We start from the raw sequence: 21,502 nt of genomic DNA, 5'->3' as shown, positions 1-21,502 counted from the left end.
GTTATCGTAAAATTAGTAGAATTTTTTAATTATACATTACAAAAGTTATGCCCATATATTAACAGTGACTATATGTCATAAAAATTCTAGATTTTTAGTTACGAATTGTTAATAAATTGTGTTAATAAAACTACCCTTTGGTATAACGAAAAATTTGCAATTATTGTATATTGCTCCAGTTATAAAAACGATAAAAACTTAAAGAAAATTACATGGCAGAAGGTGAAAAGTTAATTCCTATTGCAATAGAAGATGAAATGAAGTCATCATACATTGATTATTCAATGTCGGTGATTGTATCAAGAGCATTACCAGATGTAAGAGATGGTTTAAAGCCAGTACACAGAAGAGTTCTCTTTGGTATGCACGAATTAGGAATAAAAGCTACAGGAGCTCATAAAAAATCTGCAAGAGTTGTAGGGGAAGTATTAGGTAAATATCATCCGCATGGTGATACATCAGTATATGATGCCATGGTGCGTATGGCACAAGACTGGAGTATGCGTTATGAAATGGTCGATGGTCAAGGTAACTTCGGTTCACCAGACGGCGATAGCCCAGCGGCAATGCGTTATACAGAGGTTAGAATGCGTAAAATATCAGAAGATATGCTTGCTGATATTGAAAAAGATACGGTAGATCATCGCTTAAACTTTGATGATACTTTGCAAGAACCCACTGTATTACCTACTCGTATTCCGAGTTTATTGGTAAATGGAGCCTCTGGTATTGCGGTAGGTATGGCTACGAATATGGCGCCACATAATTTAACAGAAGTTATTAATGGTACTACAGCATATATAGATAATAATGCAATAGAGATTGATGAGTTAATGCAGCACATCAAAGCACCAGATTTTCCTACGGGAGGTATTATTTATGGGTATGATGGTGTAAAAGAGGCGTTTCATACAGGTCGTGGCCGGATTGTAATGCGTGCAAAAACAGTTTTTGAGGAGATAAATGGTAGAGAATGCATAGTGGTGACTGAATTGCCGTATCAAGTGAATGGTGCAGATTTAATGAAAAAAACTGCAGAACTTGTTAATGATAAAAAAATTGACGGTATTGCATCTTTACGAGATGAAACGAGTAGAAAAGGACGTCGTTTGGTGTATGTATTGAAAAGAGATGCGATTCCTAACATTGTTTTAAATAAATTATATAAATATACGGCACTGCAAACATCATTTAGTGTAAATAATATTGCGCTGGTAAATGGTAGGCCCGAAATGCTAAATTTGAAAGACTTAATAAAGCATTTTGTAAATCATAGACACGATGTCGTTGTTCGCAGAACGAAATATGAGTTGGCGAAGGCAGAAGCGAGAGCACATATTTTAGAAGGTCTAATTATTGCATCAGATAACATTGATGAAGTTATCAAGTTAATACGGGCATCAAAAAATGCTGATGAAGCTCGAGAAGCATTGATAAAACGTTTTGAGTTATCTGAAATTCAAGCTAAAGCAATTGTTGAAATGAGATTGCGTCAGCTTACTGGATTAGAGCAAGATAAACTAAGAAGTGAGTATGAAGATATCATGAAGCTAATAGAAGATTTAAAAGATATATTGGCTGACGAATCTCGTAGAATGACAATTATTAAAGAAGAACTTTTAGAGATAAAAGAAAAATATGGTGATGAACGTCGCTCAGTAATTGAGTACGCAGGTGGAGATATGAGCATTGAAGACATGATACCTAATTCTAAAGTAGTCATTACGATATCGCATGCTGGGTATGTAAAACGTACTAATTTAGATGAATATAAAGTTCAAAATAGAGGCGGTCGCGGTCAAAAAGGTTCAGCTACTAGAAATGAAGATTTCTTAGAACACTTATTTGTAGCTACGAACCATCAGTATATGTTATTTTTCACGCAAAAAGGTAAAGTATTCTGGATGCGTGTCTATGAAATACCTGAAGGTAATAAGACATCAAAAGGGAGAGCAATTCAAAACTTAGTGAATATTGAGCCCGATGATAAAGTAAAAGCATTTATTTGCACACAAGATCTGAAAGATGAAGAGTATGTGAACAGTAATTATGTGTTGATGGTGACCAAGAAGGGGCAAACAAAGAAAACATCTTTAGAACAATATTCTAGACCAAGAACAAATGGTATTAACGCCATTACCATTAAGGATGATGACGAATTATTAGAGGCTAAATTAACCGATGGAAATAGTCAGATTATGATTGGCTTAAAATCTGGTAAAGCAATTCGATTTGAGGAAGCAAAAACACGCCCAATGGGTAGAAATGCTTCTGGTGTTAGAGGTGTTCGATTGGCGAGTGAAAAAGATGAAGTAATAGGAATGGTTTCTGTAAATGATATGGAGAGCAATATTTTAGTTGTTTCAGAAAACGGCTATGGTAAACGCTCTAGTTTAGAAGATTATAGGATAACAAATAGGGGCGGAAAAGGTGTAAAAACTATTAATGTTACCGAAAAAACTGGTAATTTAGTAGCGATTAAGAATGTTACCGATGATGATGATCTCATGATTATTAATAAATCTGGGATCATTATTCGCATGGCTGTAGCTGATTTACGTGTTATGGGACGTGCTACTCAGGGCGTAAAGCTTATAAACATCAAAGGTAATGACTCTATCGCGGCTGTTGCTAAAGTAATGCATGAAGATGAAGAAGAAACTGAAGATGTAGAAAATAATGGCACGGAAGTTGACAGTAACGATTCAGAAAGTACAACAGACAATCAAGAATAAATAATTAAAACTAAAATGAAAAAACTAGGACTCGCGTTGTTAGCAGCTACAATTTCTTTGGCTACTTTTGCGCAAAAAGATGAATTAAAAGCTGCTGAAAAAGCATTAAAAAATAGTGATGCTTCTGCTGCAAAAGCTGCCATTGATCAAGCAGAAGGAAAATTAGAAGACAAATACAAAGCTAAATTTTACTTTTTAAAAGGTAAAACTTATTACGATTTAGCGAAAAAAGGAAATGGCGAAGCGTATGATACTGCTGCTAAAGCTTTTCAAGATTTACTAGCATATGAGAAGCAATCTGGTAAGTCTAAATATACTACAGATGCTGAGCCTATACTAAATGCATTAATTTCTGATGTTTCTCAAAAGGGTATAAAAGGATACCAAGATAAAGATTTTGCAAATGCGAAAAATGATTTGTATAAGACTTATACGCTTAGTAAGAAGGATACAGTATTCTTGGAGTATGCTGCTAATGCTGCTTATTTAGATAAAGATTATGACGCGGCTCTTAAGTATTATCAAGAACTAAATAAATTAGGTTATACAGGTATTGCAACGAGTTATACAGCTGTAAATGTAGAGACTGGAGAACGTGAGAACATGGGCTCTAAAGCCCAAATGGATTTAATGATAAAGGCAAAACAGTATAAAGAGCCCAAAACAGAAGTGGGTGAATCTAAAAGACCAACAATCATCAAAAATATAGCTTATGTATTGATGGAAAAGGGCGATAATGAAGCTGCCGTTGCTGCTATTAAAAATGCTAGAAAAGAAGATCCTAGTGATGTAAATTTATTGATGAATGAAGCTAATCTATATTTACGATTAGGTGAAAAAGATAAGTTTAAATCGCTAATGGGTGAAGCTGTAGAGAAAGACCCTACGAATCCTACTTTACATTTCAATATTGGTGTTATTAATGCTGAACAAGGTAATGCTGAAGAAGCTACTGCTAATTACAATAAAGCATTAGAATTAGATCCTAAGTATGTTGATGCCTATGTTAACCTTGCGGCTCTTAAACTTGAAAAAGATAAAGAGTTGGTTGAAGAAATGAATAATAACTTAAGTAATTTCAAAAAGTATGATGCTATTAAAGCGAAGCAAGTGGAGTTGTACAAAGAGGTATTGCCACTTTACGAAAAAGCTTTTAGTATAAAGAAAGAAAAAGATGGTAAAGATGATGCAGATATTGCTCGTACACTAATGAGTATTTATGAAAACTTAGAAATGACAGATAAGGCGAAAGAAATGAAGGCTATTTGGGATGCCTCTAGAGGTTAGATTTTCTGTATTATAATTAACATAAAATAAAAAACTCGTTATAATTTTATAGCGAGTTTTTTATTTAAAAATCTTTTTAATTACTCTTAATTTATGGGTGTGTGTTCGTTGCTCTTCATTAAAAATACCACTCTGATCTAGCCTATCAATTCTTACCTTTCCGCTTGCATGAATAATATAGTTATCAGCCATAATAATACCTACATGAATAATATCGCCCTCTTTATTATCAAAAAAAGCCAAGTCACCAGGTTCACTTTCTTCGATAAAACTTAGTACTTCACCCTGTAAAGCTTGCTGAGAGGCATCTCTCAAAATTTTTACACCATTTAATTTATAAACCATTTGGGTAAACCCAGAACAATCGATTCCGAAAGGTGTTTTACCGCCCCAAAGATAAGGTGCGTTGAGATACATAAAAGCGGTTTTAATAAGATTACTTTTCTGTTGCTTTTTAGAAGAAAATCTTCCTTCAAATCTATATTGAATAGCTTCAAAATCGATTTTTCCTTTATTTAGCAATGGAAGTGAAGTTCCTAACGGTATCGTTAATAATTGATTTTCAGAATTCGTAATAAAATCTACTAATTCGGTAGCAAAAGGATGAACACTTTTATCTATTTTACTGTAGTGTTCTTTAGAGATTTCTAAAAACTGTTTTTCATCTATCCATCCTTCATAGGTGTCATATGCCAGACGAATTTTTCTCCATTGTTTAGATTTTTCTATCACCTTAAAATGATCACCAAATAATACTTGAGAGATCATTTCACTTTTATCATTTGGCTCAATCCGTAAAGGAACAATACTTAAATTGCAAACACCGTAACCCATAGAATTTTATAGCCTTTCTATAACCATTGCACTAGCGCCACCACCGCCATTACAAATAGCGGCAGCTCCTAGCTTAGCATTATTTTGTTCTAAAACATTAAGCAGGGTTATAAGAATTCTTACGCCAGAGCAGCCTAAGGGATGTCCTAAAGAGACTGCACCTCCATTAACATTAACATTAGCATCAGATAGCCCTAATAGTTTTATATTTGCCAGTCCTACCACAGAAAACGCTTCGTTTAATTCAAAAAAATCAATATCATTTATTGAAACATTTGCCTTGCCCAAAGCTTTAGGTAATGCTTTCGCTGGTGCAGTAGTAAACCATTTAGGTTCATGAGCAGCATCAGCATAACTTCTTATTTTAGCAAGAGGTTGTAGTCCTAATTCTTTTGCTTTATCAGCTGACATTAGTACCATGGCACCAGCACCATCATTTATAGTTGAAGCATTCGCAGCCGTAACGGTTCCTTCTTTTGTAAATGCAGGTCTAAGCGCGGGTATTTTTTCCATCTTTACATTTTTATATTCTTCATCTTCAGAGAATATAATTGGTTCACCACGTCGTTGCGGTATTTCAACAGGAACTACTTCATTGCTAAATTTTCCTTGAGCCCATGCTTTAGCAGAGCGCTTATAGGATTGAATTGCATAAGCATCTTGATCTTCTCTTGAAAAATCATATTCTGATGCACAAGCATCAGCACAAACTCCCATTGCATTTTGATCATATACGTCCACCAATCCGTCTTTTTGCATTCCATCTATCATAGTTACAGCGCCAAATTTTGTAGCACTACGGGCGTGGTAATAATGTGGAATCAAACTCATGTTTTCCATACCACCTGCAACAACAATATTCACATCTCCTAGTGCAATAGCTTGAGCCGCTTGTATTACAGTTTTCATTCCTGAAGCACATACCTTATTAATTGTTGTGCAGGGTACAGTATCTGGAATACCAGCAAAAATTGCTGCTTGCCTTGCAGGTGCTTGACCTGTTCCAGCTTGTACTACATTACCCATCAACACTTCATCTACAAGTGTTGGATCTAAATTTATCTTATCTAATGCACCTTTTATAGCCGTAGCACCTAGTTTAGGTGCCGGTATCGTCGATAGTGAACCTAAAAAACTCCCTATTGGAGTTCTTGCCGCAGATACAATAACTACTTCTTTCATAAAATTTTACTTATTATGCCGCGAATTTAACCATTTTTAAACGAAACAACTAACATCACTTATTTATTCAATACTAATTTTTTACATTTGGTAATTACTATTTTTAAATGAAAGACTCTATAAATAAACTTTATCAAAATCATTCTTTGATTTATAAGGTATCCTTATTTATAATTACAACCATCAGTATTGTTTATTTATTTCCCAAAGGTGGTCATTTTGGGCTAGACATACAAAAAGGAAAACCTTGGCAATCAGATAATTTATATGCTCCTTTTGATTTTGCAATACAAAAACCTACAGAAGAAATTGAAAAAGAGGTTAAAGAGTTAGAATCAAATAGACAACTTTATTTTTCACTTAACAAAGATGTACCAGATAGAGTTATTCAAAATTTTCGACAGAAAACAAGGTTAACATTACCCGATTCGATTTTTAAAAATATCGCAAAGCAAAATGTTGTTTCTTTTGCAAAAAAACTAATTGACGATATATATAAAAGCGGTTATTTAGATAGAGATGATAGAAGTGATGCGTCTCCAAAACAATTAGTAATACTTAAGAAAGGAAATGAGGCACAAGAAGTTATATATGATAGGTTTGTAAAACAAAATGAGCTTACATCATTAATTAATAATCATTTTGATCAAACCCGATATGAAAAATTTAAAGGTGAACTAGGAGCCATATTACTTGAAGTTTTAGAACCTAATATTTATTATGATGATGCATTTACACAAAAAGTCTTAGATGAGAAATTAAAGAGTATTTCTAAGACTAAAGGGTTGGTGTCTGAAAATGAAAGAATTATATCTAAAGGAGATGTGGTTGAAGGAAGAAAATATGAGATATTAACATCTTTGAAAAACGAATATAAATCGCAATTATGGAATGCTTCAAATTATAATTGGATAGTTTTCGGTTATACCATATTAGTGGCATTAGTTCTTTTGATGCTTTTGCTATTCTTGAAGAAGTACAGAACAGATATTTTTGAACATAATACAAAAGTAACGTTTATCTTTTTTAATATTTTATTAATGGTGTTTTTAATAACTATGGTTATTAAATACAGAGTAGATTATTTATACGTTGTTCCGCTTATTATTTTACCAATTATTTTGAAGGCATTTTTTGATGCTAGATTAGGGCTTTTTACACATGTATTAACAGTATTACTTTTAGGGTTTATTGTACCCAATAGTTTTGAATTTATTTTTTTACAAATTATAGCTGGTATTGTTACAATACTTACAGTTTCAGAATTGTATAGAAGGGCTAACTTATTTATATCAATTAGTCAGATAACACTCGTTTATATGATTGCATATTTTGCATTTTCAATTATTCAAGAAGGTAATGCAAATAAGATCAATTATACTTATTTTGGAATGTTTGCACTTAACGGAGTGTTATCATTTTTATCATTATTATTTATTTTAATTTATGAAAAGACTTTTAACTTAGTATCAGACGTATCTTTATTAGAACTTTCGAATACAAACTCCAAACTCTTGAGAGAATTAGGTGAAAAAGCGCCAGGTACATTTCAGCATTCTATGCAGGTAGCGAATTTAGCTGAAGCAAGTGCAAACGAAATAGGAGCAAATGCCATGTTAGTACGAACGGGAGCGTTATATCACGATGTTGGTAAAATGTTGAATCCGATGTATTTTACTGAAAATCAAACAACAAATGTGAACCCTCATAACGAGTTAGCACCTATCGATAGTGCAAAAATTATTATTGATCATGTTATACATGGCATTGAAATTGCAAAAAAGTATGGATTACCTGATCGCGTTATAGACTTTATTCGCACGCATCATGGTACTAGCAAGGTATATTATTTCTATAAAAAGCAAGAAGAAATGATGCCAAATACAGTTAATGAAGAAGATTTTATGTATCCAGGGCCTATCCCTTTCTCTAAAGAAACTGCAATTCTTATGATGTGCGACGCAGCTGAAGCTGCATCAAAAAGTTTAAAAGAGCCTACAGCACAATTAATTAATGACTTAATTGATAAAATTATTGATTCCCAAATGAGTACTAATCAATTTATGAATGCTGATATTACTTTTAGAGAAATAGAATTGATAAAAAAAGTTATTAAGAAGAAATTGCATAATATCTATCACCTGCGTATAGAATATCCTGAATAGATTTTTTAAAATATAACTCTAAATACAAAGTTTGGGGTTAAAGCTAAAGCACTATTACTAATTTCTTGTACAGTATTGTCGTTGATGCGGTAGTATTTTTTGATGATATTTTGGTTGTTGGTATAGTTCCATAGGGATATACCAGTACTCGCTTTTGTATTATTGCCAAGGTTGAAATCATAATTAGCAGAAATATCAAACCTTAGATAGTCTTTTATTCTGCTGCTATTAGCTTCTCCGTAATTAATTGAGTTATTTGTAATCGGATTTTCAATATCTGGAAGGGTAGCAGGTAAGCCTGAATGCCAATTAAGACCTGCAGAAATCTTCAGTTTTTTATTAGTATAAGAACTTCCGAGGGCAATAGAATGTCTTATGTCAATATTATTAGGAAACGTACTAGGAGTTAGATCGTTAAAAGTATAGTGATTGTCTGCTAATGAATAAGTGAGCCAAGTGTTTATTTTGCTAAATCGTTTATTAATTAAGACATCTATTCCTTTAACTTTGTAAAGACCTATACTTTGCGAGTTTGCATATTGATTGACAAAACCTTGACTTAATGCTACTATGCCATTAATCTCTTTAAAATAAGCTTCGACACTTACCAACCATCCTTTAGTATTATAAGTCAATCCGGTTGAAATTTGTTTACTAGTAAGTACGGGTACATTTTCTTCCTCGTTATTTACTAGTATCCATCTCCTTCTTTCTATACCTAAGAAATCATTCTGCCCTCTTATGATTTGAGCTGAATTTTGATGCTTGAATTCACCCAATAATTCGATAGTGAAATTATTTTCAAACTTATGTTGTATACTAAGACGTGGTTCAATTCTATGTTGGCGATTACCGTCTAAAAAGTCGATGTAGTTATAGCGCGCGCCTACATTCATAAAGGTTTTTTTTACACTAGAAGAAAATCGTAATTCAGAATAAATTCCGTGTTCTCTAATTACTTCTTTTACAGAAAGTAAAAATGGAGGTCGATCAAGCTCACTAAAATTTGTAATACCTGTTTCTGTAAAATTATAACCACTTTCGAATGAAAAATTTTTATTGTAAGTATAAATTGTGTTTAGTTTTAAAGAAGTTTCTAAGACCGTATTTTTTTGACTTAGAACCTGTTCTTCACTTATATTAGCGTTAATGGCATCTATTGTGTATTTACTTGCAGTAGCATTTATTGAGGTTGCAAATGAATTATTCCACTCTCTTCTATAGAGTAAACCTCTGGCAAAAGTTTCTTGTAGCAACTGACTTTCTTTAGAAATTTCTTCTTGCGAAATGGTAGCGCTTTCATTAAAAACAAGCTCGTTGTTGACTAATATTCCGCTAATTTTTACAAAATCTTTCTCCGTTGGTTTGTAGAGCCAACGTAAACTAGTATCATAAAAGTCAAATTTGGTTTTGTTATTAGTAAAAGTTTCTAACTCAGTATCTTGTTGAATTCGATCAAAATATTTAGAATATGTTGGAGTATCTACGAAGTCATTGATCGCTTTTCTCGATGCTATTTGTAGTGACGATTTTTTACCTAGAGGTATGTCTAAAAGTCCATCTAAATTCGTAAAATTTATACCAATATTGGCAGAAAATTTATTATTGATCTTATCATCTGTTTTCATAAGAATGGAACCAGAAACCCCGTCGGAATACTTTGCGTTCGTACCATTTATAATAAGTTGAGATTCAGTGGTCATTTGTGGATTAAAAATGGATATTAAACCAAAAAAATGACCTGATTGATACATTTTAATTCCGTCCCAAATAATTAAATTTTGATCGTTTGTTCCACCTCGAATATTAATATCTGAAACTGTTTCAGTAGCACTGTTAATACCAGGAAGCGCTTGAATTGTTTGTAAAACATCGGTTTCTATCAAACCAGGTAAAATACCAAATTTGTTAAAGTTAATATTAAAAGTACCGTCTACGATCTTATCAATACCTTTCACTAAAAAATTATTAAGAACGATTTGTGATAAAGATTCTATTTGTGGGTTTAAAAAAACATTAGTGCATGTATTCGTGTTAAGCTCATTCGAAAGCAGTGCTTTGGGTTGGTATCCTAGATGCCTAAAACTTACACTTTCTGATAATGCATTAACCTCTAATTCGAAAAACCAAATTCATCGGTAATTACATAGTTACTTTTTCCAACAATAGTTGCTCCCGAAAGGGGTATTCCTAATTCATTATCTATTACATAACCACATATAGTGACCTTGTTTTCTCGTGTCTTCGGAGTAACTGCAATAAAGTTATTTGATAAAGTAGTAAAATTGAGATCTGTGATTCGTTTTAAATAAGAGATGGCTCTGGCTAGCGAAGCATTTTCTTTAGGAGGTAGAATACTTATATCTTTTATAAGATCGTCAGCATAGGTAAATGTGCAGTCATGTAGTTTTTCAAGCGAATTGAAAACTTCTTTTAAAGGTATTTTATTTTGAGAAGTTTGTGTGAAAGCATAAAACGAAATAAAAAAGAAAAGCACAAAAGCAAAGCTCTTGTACTTATTCTTTAGTAGAATATAAAATGATGCTATTTTCGTTTTCTGTTCTATAGTTGATCTCTAATGGGGTTGTTATAGATCGTAATGCCTGTTCTAAATTATCATGAATGAATCCTCCAGTAAATATGCGTTCGACGTCTATATTATCAGCTGAGATTACGACTCCATACTGTCTTTCAAATTCATTCAAAACCTCGAATAAAGGAACGCTTTTAAAGCTGCTTTTATTGCTGATCCATTCGGGTTCTACATCCTCTATAACACTTAAAGATAATTTATTCCTAACTACTCGTAAGGTTTTTCCTATGGTAAGTTTTTCGGTTATACCATTCGTATTAACACTTACTATACCTTCAAAACACTTAACTTCATAATAATCTTTACGATTGTTTACACTAAATTGTGTTCCGAGAACGCTTACTGTTCCTGCTTCGGTAATAACATCGAATTTAGAACCTTTGGCCACTTTAAAAAATGCTTCACCATCTAAGTTTACTTCTCGATTATCATTCCATTTATTTTTATTATAAGAGATGGTAGATTCAGCATTTAATATTACTGAAGAGGCATCTGGCAGTTCAACTGTATTTTGCTCGCTAGCCAAAGTTTGTACCGTTGTCATATTATTATTAAAGAAAGTAAAATACAATCCTAAACTTATTACAACAGCAGCTGCAACCCTTATAAAAGTATTTAGGCGTATAACTCTCGTTGGTTTTTCAGCTTTTTGCATTTTTGCCTTAAACTCATTATAGGTAGGTGGCTTGGAGAAATGAGAAGCTTTAAATTGTTGAGCGCCAGCTAAAATTTCTTCATTAAGATGAAAATCTTCTAACTGTTCAAACACATTGCGTTCTTCAGTATTTAATTCATCTTTAAGCCATTTTTCTAATAATTTTTCCTTATCCATTATTAATCATTTTCTCTGCTGTTCTTATTAAAAACAACTGTATTTAAATAAATCCTGAAAAAAATCTATCATTTTTATATTCGCTAATTGTTCTTAGCTATTAATTCAGCTTAAAACAATCAGTAAGCTAAAAAATCTGAAAATTTTTACATCTTCTTTAGCTCTTTAATTTCTTCTTTAATAATTTTAAAAGCAGCATAGATTCTGTATTCTACAACCTTTTTGGTAACCTCAAGCATATCGGCAATCTCCTGATGTTTTTTGCCTTCAACTTTATTCAATAAAAAAGCAACACGTTGTTCTTCGCTTAATTTTGATAAAGCGTTTTGATATTTTTCATAGAATTGTTCCTTTTCCAATAAGAATTCAGGATTCTCATTTGTATAATCTTTTGGTTTTATTTTCTGATGGTTTAAAACAACTTTTTGATGCTTTATTTCATTTAGCATCATGTTTTTAGCAATCATAAAAACATAGCCTTTGGCTTTTTCTAAGGTTACATCCTTACAATTCGTCCATAATTTTGCAAAAGCTTCTTGAACTTTGTCATTTGGGTTATACTTGTCTCCATATTTATAATAGAGATAATTATGAAGATCGCTCACATACTCATTATAAATGGATGTGAAATCTTTTTCATCACAAACATTATTTAGCGACATTACTATAGGTTATTTAAGGGTTGCCCGAAACTAGTAAAAAAAAATGAAAAAGTCTCGGGAGTTTTCAATAGTTAATTGTTTTAAAATAAATAGTAATAAGAATTGATGTAGGAAATCATGAAAAAGTTCCCAAAAAAAAATGCATTGATATTAATATTAGCAATTATATTAATTTCTTGTCAAGAAGAGTCTATTATCACAAATTCTGGATCAGACACTGATAATGTGGTAGCTTTTAATTCTAAGGCTGCAAAACTTATATCGAAAACAACATTAAAAGATGGTTCGGAAGACAATATAATTGACAACGCCAATTGCTTAACTGTTGTCTTGCCCGTTACAGTTATAGCTAATGGAATTGAAATCAATGTAAATTCAGAAGATGATTATGATCTTATAGAAGATATTTTTGATGAGTCTGACGATGACAATGATCAACTTGAAATAAACTTCCCAATAACAGTTGTTCAAAATGATTATGTGGAAATACCAGTGATGAATGTAAATCAATTAAATAGACTTACTAATACTTGTAATGGTGAAAACGAAGATGATGAAGATATTGAATGTATTGATTTTGTGTATCCAATAAATGCAACAGTATTCAATAGTTTAACTGAAGTCGCTAGTGATATAACTATCAATGATGATAGAGAATTTTACATCTTAATTGATAATTTAGATGATAATGATTTAATAAACATTGTTTTTCCAGTTAGTTTAGTATTATCAGACAGATCTGAAGTACAAACTAATAGTTTAGAGTCATTAGAAAATTTAATTGAAGATGCAGAAGACGATTGTGATGAAGACGATGATTTTGATTATGAAGATGATGACTGTGATAATTGTACAACAAATAATCTAGAAAATGTATTAACTAATTGTTCTAATTGGGGAATAGATAAGTTCGAACTTAATAATCAAGACTTAGAAGATAACTTTAACGGTTTTACCTTTAATTTTTTGACAGATGGAAATATTATGATTAATGATGGTAGTAGTAATTTCTCTGGATCATGGAGTGTGCAAGAGAATGCGAATAATATAGTGGTCACACTTAATGTACCAAATTATAATGAGTTTAACAGAGGATGGATGTTGCATGAGATTGAAGAAGAACCGGGCGATAAAAAAGTTGATTTAAGGTTGCCAAACGGTGATCGGTTACGTTTTAAAAAGTGATTGCAACTAATGAGAAATCGATAATATAGTATTTGAAAAAATTAAACGCTAAATACTAACGAAATAAGCCAGAAATAAAGGAAAATTGCATTAAATAAATAGGCTTATATAAACTGCTTTGTTTACTTAAACAAAGCAGTTTTCATTTTTTTTTATCATTTATTAGTAGAAGTACATCTTAAATACAGCTGAATTATATTATCGATACTAGACTTTATGCTAGTATTAATATTACATGCATTTTTTATATAAATGGATTGAATTCAAAATATATTTTTACAAGGTTACTTGTTCTAAACTTTTAATATGTTTTTGCTCTTTTTAATTATTAATTATCAGGGAGTTATGAGGTGTTTGATTCTTTTTTTATTATCTCAATTTTCTTAGATTATTAGCTCAATTTATGGTGTATTTCGTCGATAGTAAATTACCATTCATCGATAGTTGAATTCGATTAACCGAAAACTAGGTATGAAATTCAGGACATAAAAATGCCCGATTGTTTTTATAGTGTAACAAACAATTAAAAAAACAATTATGAAAAAGATAATCTTAACTACAACATTTATTTTTACAATCGCAACTACGTTTGCTCAATTATCTAATCAGCCAAAAAGAATGAAATATGTTACTAATGCACCAGATGGTTCAGTAGCAATGACCATTATTGATGATGAAAGAGAAGATAATATGAAGTTAGAATCTGCAGACAATTTTTACAAATATCAAATTTTAGATACTAAAACAAGTGAGGTTATTTATACAGCAAGTAACAAGGGAAAAGAATGTAGTATAAATAAAGAGAAAATAGGTGAGGGTACTTATAACTTACGCCTTTATACATCAAATTTTGTAATTACCTCGAAAATAACGGTATCAGCTACTAGAAAGTTTACTAATGTTATAAAACAAGATGCATTAGCAATGAATATTGATGATTAAGACTTGATTTTTATTTAACTAAGTAAATTAAGATAATATATAATAGGAATTTTCAAAACACAGTTGTTAAATTAATGTCTAACTACACAAACCCAACAAATAAGCTATGAAAAATTTAATTAAAAAAATTATTTTATCAGTAGTAGTATTATCAAGTACCTTCATTTTTCCCAAAATTTTGAAAGCTTAGACAAAGTACCACACGATATAGCATACTACAGAGAGAACAGAGTAACGAAACCTTTAGTAAAAGTGCTTTACGGAAGGCCTTCTGTTGAAGATTCTGAAGAAATTTTCGGTAGTGTTGTTCCTTTTAATGAAGTTTGGAGAACAGGAGCAAATGAGGCTACAGAAGTAAAGTTTTATAGTGATGTTATTTTTGGTGGTAAAGCAATAAAAGCAGGAACCTATGTATTATATACCATTCCTAGTAAAGATTTATGGACAGTTATTTTAAGCAGCAACGTAGATGTCTATGGAGCTTTTCAATATGATCCATTATTTGATGTAGCAAAGATTGAAGTACCAGTTAACAAAGCCGAACCATTAAAAACATTTTCAATTGCTTTTAAGAAAAAGCAAGAGAATATAATTAGTATGACTTTAGCTTGGGGAACAGCAAGAGTTAAAATACCTTTAAAAATAAATAATCAAAAAGAGTTGTTGTTTTCAAGCAATAGTAAATTAGCAAAACAATTAGAGAGTAAAATATAAAGATTATCGCTAAATATTGTAATAAAAAAATGCTTCCCTAATTGTGAAGCATTTTTTTATTACAATATTAAAGCAAAAAAGCTGCGCATTTGTAGCCTTCCTCAAAAAGTATTGAGAATAAAAATAAGTATTTCGAAAATAGTGATTAAGAAGCTTGAATGTTATTTATACTAAAAGAGTATTGTGTAAAACGACAAACACTAACCGAATGCTTACAAGAACTAGAAAAAACACGTGTTTTTAAAATCTCAAAAAGTAGGTATTGTTTTTGAATATAAAGTTATTTTCTATGCTTAAAAACCTAACAGCTATTTTCAATAGTTATATTAAAAAAGGGGATTTTTCCTGTAAAAAAACAGGAAAAATCCCCTTTTATCTTTTAAGTGAGAATTATTAACTTGAACTCCTGTGTAAAATAGCAAGTCAAATTCATAACTTTTTACAGCAATAAAAAACCTCCCAGTTAAAGTCGAGAGGCAAACTTAAATGTTTTCACAACGGAATAATCCTTATTGTGAATTGCTTTCAGTAATGTAAAGATAGTAAAAGAAAATTGTAAAACAAATGTGGATTTCCGTAATAGAAAAAGATAAATAAAAATTAGCTTTAAAAAGAGAAAGAGTTCCAATAAAGAAACTCTTTCAATGAAAAGCAATTCACAAAATACTGTAAACCTCAGATTCAAAGTATGAAAGTGAAAAAGTAAAAGACAAGTATTATACCAAGATAAAGCTTTGGACACTTTTTCTAGACATAGGTGCACCTATGTCTTATCTTTTACACTAGCAAATATAAATAGAATTAATATATTTACAGTATAAATATATAAATATGAAAAAAATATTAGGATTGGACATAGGTGTGTCTTCTGTTGGCGTAGCAATCATAAAAGAAGAAAATAACAAAAAGAAAATTGAAAAACTAGCTGTTAGGATAGTACCTGAAGACCCTGATTTTCATGGAAAATTTTATTCGGGCAATACGGCAAGTAAGAACTTAGATAGAACTGTTAAAAGAGGAATAAGGCGAAACAACCAAAGATATAAGGCAAGAAGGGATAGACTCCATAAAATTTTAAAGGAAAATGCAATGTTCCCAACTTCAGATTTGTTTGAGCTTTATTCAATTGAGCTTTATGGCTTAAGAGCAAAGGCAGCAATCCAAAAAATCACGTTAAAAGAATTGGGGCGTGTTTTAATACTTCTTAATCAACGAAGAGGATTTTTAAGCAATAGAAAGTCCATTTCAGAAGAAGAAAATTCAACAGAATATAAAGAGCGCATAGCACTTTTAGAAAAAGAATTGACTGGACAAACTATTGGGCAAAAATTATACTCAGAACTTAAGAAAGGGAATAACGCTTTTGATGTCTTGATTCGCGAACGAACATATCAAAGAAGTTCTTATATAGAAGAGTTTGACCGCATTTGGGACGAGCAGAGTAAGCATCATAGCAGTTTAACAGGTAATTCGCAAAATGATGACAATAAAGGCACATTGTACGACACTATTCGCAACAAAACCATTTACTACCAAAGGTCACTTAAAAGTCAAAAAGGATTAATTTCAGAATGTCCTTTTGAAAAACACCATAAAGCTGTTAACAAAAGTTCACCTTATTTTGAACTTTTCAGGATTTGGCAAAAGATAAATGATTTGTCATGGAAAACGCCAAATGGAGAAGAATTCAAACCTTCATTTAAACAAAAACAGGAACTAAAAAATGCACTTTGGTTAGGTAAAGACTTGAACGGAAAATTCAAACTATCGGTTTCAAAAATAAAAAACCTTTTAGGATATGGTAGAAATGACAGGATATACTTAAACTTTACTGAATTAGATGGCAGTAGAACTTATGGTATTCTTTACATTGCTCTTGAAGAAGCGGGAGTTGAAAATCCGGAACAGTATTTATACTTCAATTTAGACGCAAATGATGAAAAAGGAGGACTGTTTGAACTTTGGCACATCACCTATTCGTTACCTTCCGAAACAGAAGTGGTGTCAACGTTAATGAAACGTTTTGGGTTTACAGAGCGACAAAGCACTATTATTTCAAACAGGGTTGGCTATCCTTCAGATTATGGAAACCTGTCAACAAGAGCCATTAGAAAACTTTTGCCCTATTTAGAGAAAGGAATTGGATATAGTGAGGCTTGCGATAACGTGGGTTACGACCATAGTGGTTATAAAACAGCCATTGACCTACAACCAAAACTAAAACAGCTGAATAAAAATGAATTAAGAAATCCTGTTGTGGAACAAATTCTCAATCAAGTTGTCAATGTGGTTAACCTAGCCATAGACGCATATGGCAAAATTGATGAGATACGCGTTGAACTTGCAAGAGAGTTAAGAAACAGCGCAAAAACTAGAAAACGCATTTCACAATCCAGTTCTCGAAACAAAAAGAATAATGACCGAATTAGGAAAGAACTGAAGGAAAAACATGGTTTTAAGTTGGTAAATGGTAGAGATGTTAAGCGGTTTATTCTTTGGGAAGAAACCACGCAAGAATGTCTCTACTGCAACAATCCTATTACGGGAACCGATATGCTTACTGGTAATGCAGATATAGAGCACATCTTACCAAAATCAAGAACTTTTAATAATGCGATGAGCAATTATATTATTTCGCATAGGAGTTGTAATTCAGATAAAGGACAAATGACCGCTTACGATTTTATGGCTTCAAAAGGAGAGAAGACGCTTTACCAATACACATCAAAAGTAAACGATTTGTACAAAGATGGTAAAGGCAGTATTACCCGAACAAAATTTGAAAATCTATTGCGTAAGGGCGAAGATATTCCTTCCGATTTTGTAGAACGTATGAAAAAAGATTCACAATATATCGCAAAAGAAGCTGTGAAAATGTTGAAAACAGTTTGCCCAAAAGTTTATACTACTACTGGACAAGTGACCGATTTCTTACGAGATGAATGGGAGTTAAAGCATCTCCTACAAGAATTGACGTTCGATACCTATAAAGCCATTGGGCAAGTTGAAGAAAAGACGATTAAAACCCATGGACAGACCAAAACATTTGAGATTATAAAAGATTGGAGCAAACGAGACGACCACAGGCACCACGCAGTAGATGCCTTGATATGTGCCCTTACTGACCAGAAAATAATATTTAAGCTCAATAATCTCAATAAAATCTATCAGTATAAAAAAGGAATATTGTCCTCAGAGGAACTCAAGAACTATGAAGACTTTTTAGAAGGCAGATTTTCGTTAAAAGAATTTGCCGAGCACCAAGGCAATGTTATTGAATGTGCTATACCTAATGTTAGGGTAGCGGCCAAAAAACATCTTGAAGACATTTTTGTTTCCTTCAAAAAGGAAAACAGTAAGGTATTGACCAAGACCATTAACCGCCCAAAAAACGGAAAAGAACAAATTACATGGGTACCAAGAGCTAGATTGCACGAAGACACCGTTATGGGACGCATTAAGCGAATAGCACATAAAAAAGTAAAGTTGAACAAACTAACAGAAGAACAGCTAAACTTAATCGTTAATCCTAAAATTAAAATATTACTTGAGGAGCATCTTTCTAAATTTGATAATGATGCCAAATTGGCTTTCACCACAAAAACACTCAAAAAAGTGCCAATAGTTTATAAAAATGAACCAATAGGTGAAGTAGCGGTATATGAATGGATAAACACCAAGAGAGTAACTGTTAATGAAAACATTACTACTGCACAATTGAAAAAAACCATAGATGGAGAATCCAAAAGGGTTTTAGAGGAACGGCTTCAGCAACATGATGGGAAAATTAAGGAAGCCTTCAAAAATCTAACCGATGATCCTATCTGTCTAAAAAACGGAATGCTACTAAAAACCGTAACCGTTTCCGATGAAAGCAAAGTTGAGAAAATAAGGCATGGTTATGTTATTCTCGGAAAAAACCATCACGCCCTGATTTATAAGGATGACGATGGTAAATATCACGATAAAGTTATCTCGTTTTGGGATGCCGTAAAAATAGGCTTGCTCAATATAGAACTTACTGGAAAGCCAACGCCCATTATAGAAAGAAGAGATGATATAGAGCTAGGCAAGTTTCAGTTTTCAATGCAAATTAACGATTTGTTTGTGTTTGATTTAAAACATTCACCTAATCCACAAGAAGAAAATGAAATAGACTTTTTTGATAAAAAGAAGAGAAAATTAATTAGTGAAAAACTGTTTAGGGTTCAAAAATTATCAAAAAATAACGCAGGTGTTTTTCAAGTAGATTTCAGGCATCATATTGAAACGACTGTTACAAGAAATGAAAAAGAATTAAGAGGAATTTCATGGGAACGGTTTCAATCGAATTCACATTTAGAGAGAGTAACAAAAATTAGATTAAATCATCTAGGAGAAATTGTGAAAATAGGAGAATAAATTAGATTATGATAAAACGCACCCTCTTTTTTGGTAACCCAGCCTATCTCAGCACCAAAAACGAACAGTTGGTGGTTAACTTCCCTGAAGAGGATAAAAAGGAAGCTACCATCCCCATTGAAGATTTGGGCTATGTGGTCTTAGAAGACCCACAGATTACCATTACCAATGGCTTGTTAATGAAATTAGTGCAAAATAAAACGGCTGTAATTACTTGTGACAAACAACATTTGCCCTGTTCTTTTTTGCAGCCTTTGGTAGGCCATAGTGAACAGACCGAACGCATGCGTCATCAGCTCAATGCCAGTGTGCCTTTAAAAAAACAATTATGGCAACAAACTGTAACCGCTAAAATTGAAAATCAAGCCAACCATTTTTTGGCAAGGGGTAAAAATGCCTTGCGACTAAAACGTTACGCCAAAGATGTGAAAAGTGGTGATTTTGGTAATCAGGAGGCCTTGGCAGCAGCCTTTTATTTTCAGAATCTGTTTGATATTGATGGTTTTAGCCGTAACCAAAAAGGTGTTTCCCCAAATAATCTACTCAATTATGGTTATGCCATTTTACGTGCTGTAGCAGCAAGAGCTTTGGTTAGTAGTGGTTTATTACCTTCTGTTGGTATTTTTCATCACAACAAGTACAATGCCTTTTGTTTGGCAGACGATGTGATGGAACCCTATCGATCCTTTGTGGATGCTCTAGTTTATGACATCGTGGAAACAGGTTGCAACATCAATGAATTAAATACCAATATCAAATCCGATTTACTGATGATTCCTGCTATAGATGTGATTATAGATGGTAAACGAAGTCCGCTCATGAATGCCATGAGCCGAACGACAGCCAGTTTATATGAATGTTTTGAGGGAAGTAGGCGAAAACTATTATATCCAGAATTAAAAGCCTCTATGGAAACATTTATGAGTTAGTATGCAAATAAGTTATGGACTCTTACTTAACCCGTTTAAACCAATATAGATGTATGTGGGTATTGGTATTTTTTGATCTACCTACAGATACCAGATTAGAACGAAAAGCAGCCACTAAGTTTCGTAAAAATCTGTTAGATGATGGTTTTGGCATGTTTCAATTTAGTATTTATACACGTTTTTGCCCAAGTCGTGAAAATGCTACCGTACATATTAAACGTACCAAAAATGCACTTCCTAAAAAGGGAAAGGTCTGTATAATGCAGATCACCGATAAACAGTTCGGCATGATGGAGTTGTTTCATGGCCAAAAGGAAGCAGATTTAGAACCACCCTCACAACAATTAGAACTTTTTTGACAAATTTGTCATGTTGAACTCGTTTCAGCATCTTATGAATAGAAACGGCAATTATTGGAGTAAGCACAATAGAAGTTCATTGGTTGGTAGAATTTACTAAATTCTATAGAATCCTATAAAAAACAGGATACCAGCTTGTTACAGCTAGTATCCTGTGAATCCTCCATAAAATTAAGGAACTGAAAGCAATTCACAACAAGAGCGCAGAATATGAAGAAGGAATATTTCCTGTGAATCCTCCATAAAATTAAGGAACTGAAAGCAATTCACAACTTGAAAACGGTAGTAGTAAAACAGAGTTGACCTGTGAATCCTCCATAAAATTAAGGAACTGAAAGCAATTCACAACATTCCAAGCCTTCTCTAAGTCATCTGGATACCTGTGAATCCTCCATAAAATTAAGGAACTGAAAGCAATTCACAACGCAAACCTTTTCTAAAAAATTTCATTAATTCCTGTGAATCCTCCATAAAATTAAGGAACTGAAAGCAATTCACAACCGAAGCAAAAACCAAGAAAAATCCAAAAATCCTGTGAATCCTCCATAAAATTAAGGAACTGAAAGCAATTCACAACGTTGCAACAGCAATTATTCTTTTACTGATTCCTGTGAATCCTCCATAAAATTAAGGAACTGAAAGCAATTCACAACCCATCCCATTGAAATAATATTGATTCAAT

At 32.4% G+C, this 21,502-nt stretch carries 15 protein-coding genes and 1 CRISPR repeat array; of the genes, 9 read left to right on the top strand and 6 right to left on the bottom strand.

Annotation, left to right across the window (positions count from 1 at the left end; translation table 11 throughout):
• The first annotated feature begins 212 nt into the window (after nt 1-212).
• The gene (gene gyrA / locus AC1EUY_RS08570; RefSeq protein ID WP_480195107.1) at nt 213-2,735 is read left to right on the top strand and encodes a DNA gyrase subunit A; all 2,523 of its coding nucleotides are present in this window, start codon (nt 213-215) and stop codon (nt 2,733-2,735) included.
• Nucleotides 2,736-2,750: 15 nt separating this feature from the next.
• The gene (locus AC1EUY_RS08565) at nt 2,751-4,022 is read left to right on the top strand and encodes a tetratricopeptide repeat protein (protein WP_480195106.1); all 1,272 of its coding nucleotides are present in this window, start codon (nt 2,751-2,753) and stop codon (nt 4,020-4,022) included.
• A 60-nt stretch (nt 4,023-4,082) separates the two neighbouring features.
• Here AC1EUY_RS08565 and AC1EUY_RS08560 read toward each other — a convergent pair whose 3' ends face one another.
• Together AC1EUY_RS08560 and AC1EUY_RS08555 are read right to left on the bottom strand one after the other, a co-directional pair.
• On the bottom strand, nt 4,083-4,856 hold the full coding sequence (locus AC1EUY_RS08560) for a C40 family peptidase (RefSeq protein ID WP_480195105.1): 774 nt from the start codon (nt 4,854-4,856) through the stop codon (nt 4,083-4,085).
• Between the two features lie 6 nt (nt 4,857-4,862).
• Complete coding sequence (locus AC1EUY_RS08555) at nt 4,863-6,038, bottom strand: acetyl-CoA C-acyltransferase (RefSeq protein WP_480195104.1); 1,176 nt, start codon at nt 6,036-6,038, stop codon at nt 4,863-4,865.
• Nucleotides 6,039-6,145: 107 nt separating this feature from the next.
• Here AC1EUY_RS08555 and AC1EUY_RS08550 point away from each other — a divergent pair, with 107 nt between their 5' ends.
• Complete coding sequence (locus AC1EUY_RS08550; RefSeq protein WP_480195103.1) at nt 6,146-8,203, top strand: HD family phosphohydrolase; 2,058 nt, start codon at nt 6,146-6,148, stop codon at nt 8,201-8,203.
• A gap of 5 nt (nt 8,204-8,208) precedes the next feature.
• Here AC1EUY_RS08550 and AC1EUY_RS08545 read toward each other — a convergent pair whose 3' ends face one another.
• From AC1EUY_RS08545 to AC1EUY_RS08530, 4 genes are all read right to left on the bottom strand, one after another.
• Nucleotides 8,209-10,161 carry a TonB-dependent receptor plug domain-containing protein gene (locus AC1EUY_RS08545; RefSeq protein ID WP_480195102.1) on the bottom strand — a complete coding sequence of 651 codons (1,953 nt, stop codon included), beginning with the start codon at nt 10,159-10,161 and terminating at the stop codon, nt 8,209-8,211.
• Nucleotides 10,162-10,316: 155 nt separating this feature from the next.
• Nucleotides 10,317-10,700 (bottom strand): hypothetical protein, encoded by a 384-nt coding sequence (locus tag AC1EUY_RS08540; protein WP_480195101.1) that lies wholly within the window; start codon nt 10,698-10,700, stop codon nt 10,317-10,319.
• Nucleotides 10,701-10,719: 19 nt separating this feature from the next.
• A complete protein-coding gene (locus AC1EUY_RS08535; RefSeq protein ID WP_480195100.1) occupies nt 10,720-11,628 on the bottom strand; it encodes a FecR family protein in 909 nt (302 codons plus the stop codon).
• 146 nt (nt 11,629-11,774) lie between these two features.
• The gene (locus tag AC1EUY_RS08530) at nt 11,775-12,290 is read right to left on the bottom strand and encodes an RNA polymerase sigma factor (protein ID WP_480195099.1); all 516 of its coding nucleotides are present in this window, start codon (nt 12,288-12,290) and stop codon (nt 11,775-11,777) included.
• A 117-nt stretch (nt 12,291-12,407) separates the two neighbouring features.
• Between AC1EUY_RS08530 and AC1EUY_RS08525 the strand changes: the two genes are divergently transcribed.
• From AC1EUY_RS08525 to cas2, 6 genes are all read left to right on the top strand, one after another.
• Nucleotides 12,408-13,475, top strand: coding sequence for a hypothetical protein (locus AC1EUY_RS08525; RefSeq protein WP_480195098.1), 1,068 nt, complete (start codon nt 12,408-12,410; stop codon nt 13,473-13,475).
• A 537-nt stretch (nt 13,476-14,012) separates the two neighbouring features.
• On the top strand, nt 14,013-14,417 hold the full coding sequence (locus tag AC1EUY_RS08520) for a hypothetical protein (RefSeq protein WP_480195097.1): 405 nt from the start codon (nt 14,013-14,015) through the stop codon (nt 14,415-14,417).
• Between the two features lie 135 nt (nt 14,418-14,552).
• The gene (locus tag AC1EUY_RS08515; protein WP_480195147.1) at nt 14,553-15,131 is read left to right on the top strand and encodes a DUF2911 domain-containing protein; all 579 of its coding nucleotides are present in this window, start codon (nt 14,553-14,555) and stop codon (nt 15,129-15,131) included.
• A gap of 831 nt (nt 15,132-15,962) precedes the next feature.
• Nucleotides 15,963-19,532: a type II CRISPR RNA-guided endonuclease Cas9 gene (gene cas9, locus AC1EUY_RS08510; protein WP_480195096.1), complete on the top strand. Its 3,570-nt coding sequence runs from the start codon at nt 15,963-15,965 to the stop codon at nt 19,530-19,532.
• 8 nt (nt 19,533-19,540) lie between these two features.
• A complete protein-coding gene (gene cas1, locus AC1EUY_RS08505; protein ID WP_480195095.1) occupies nt 19,541-20,461 on the top strand; it encodes a type II CRISPR-associated endonuclease Cas1 in 921 nt (306 codons plus the stop codon).
• A 14-nt stretch (nt 20,462-20,475) separates the two neighbouring features.
• Nucleotides 20,476-20,820 (top strand): CRISPR-associated endonuclease Cas2, encoded by a 345-nt coding sequence (gene cas2 / locus AC1EUY_RS08500; RefSeq protein WP_480195094.1) that lies wholly within the window; start codon nt 20,476-20,478, stop codon nt 20,818-20,820.
• 150 nt (nt 20,821-20,970) lie between these two features.
• A CRISPR array of direct repeats spans nt 20,971-21,473; the repeat unit is 47 nt; unit sequence TCCTGTGAATCCTCCATAAAATTAAGGAACTGAAAGCAATTCACAAC.
• Nucleotides 21,474-21,502: the final 29 nt, after the last annotated feature.

The organism is Maritimimonas sp. 2210JD6-3 (assembly GCF_056591795.1).
The sequence above is the reverse complement of the archived record's forward strand: the minus strand, read 5'-3'. Positions and strand labels throughout refer to the sequence as shown.

Excerpts from the sequence above, each read along its gene's own strand:
- AC1EUY_RS08520 (WP_480195097.1), top strand. The coding sequence starts at position 14,013 with ATGAAAAAGATAATCTTAACTACAACATTTATTTTTACAATCGCAACT.
- AC1EUY_RS08555 (WP_480195104.1), bottom strand. The coding sequence starts at position 6,038 with ATGAAAGAAGTAGTTATTGTATCTGCGGCAAGAACTCCAATAGGGAGT.
- AC1EUY_RS08550 (WP_480195103.1), top strand. The coding sequence starts at position 6,146 with ATGAAAGACTCTATAAATAAACTTTATCAAAATCATTCTTTGATTTAT.
- cas2 (WP_480195094.1), top strand. The coding sequence starts at position 20,476 with ATGGACTCTTACTTAACCCGTTTAAACCAATATAGATGTATGTGGGTA.
- cas9 (WP_480195096.1), top strand. The coding sequence starts at position 15,963 with ATGAAAAAAATATTAGGATTGGACATAGGTGTGTCTTCTGTTGGCGTA.
- AC1EUY_RS08565 (WP_480195106.1), top strand. The coding sequence starts at position 2,751 with ATGAAAAAACTAGGACTCGCGTTGTTAGCAGCTACAATTTCTTTGGCT.
- AC1EUY_RS08560 (WP_480195105.1), bottom strand. The coding sequence starts at position 4,856 with ATGGGTTACGGTGTTTGCAATTTAAGTATTGTTCCTTTACGGATTGAG.
- AC1EUY_RS08535 (WP_480195100.1), bottom strand. The coding sequence starts at position 11,628 with ATGGATAAGGAAAAATTATTAGAAAAATGGCTTAAAGATGAATTAAAT.
- AC1EUY_RS08530 (WP_480195099.1), bottom strand. The coding sequence starts at position 12,290 with ATGTCGCTAAATAATGTTTGTGATGAAAAAGATTTCACATCCATTTAT.
- cas1 (WP_480195095.1), top strand. The coding sequence starts at position 19,541 with ATGATAAAACGCACCCTCTTTTTTGGTAACCCAGCCTATCTCAGCACC.
- gyrA (WP_480195107.1), top strand. The coding sequence starts at position 213 with ATGGCAGAAGGTGAAAAGTTAATTCCTATTGCAATAGAAGATGAAATG.
- AC1EUY_RS08525 (WP_480195098.1), top strand. The coding sequence starts at position 12,408 with ATGAAAAAGTTCCCAAAAAAAAATGCATTGATATTAATATTAGCAATT.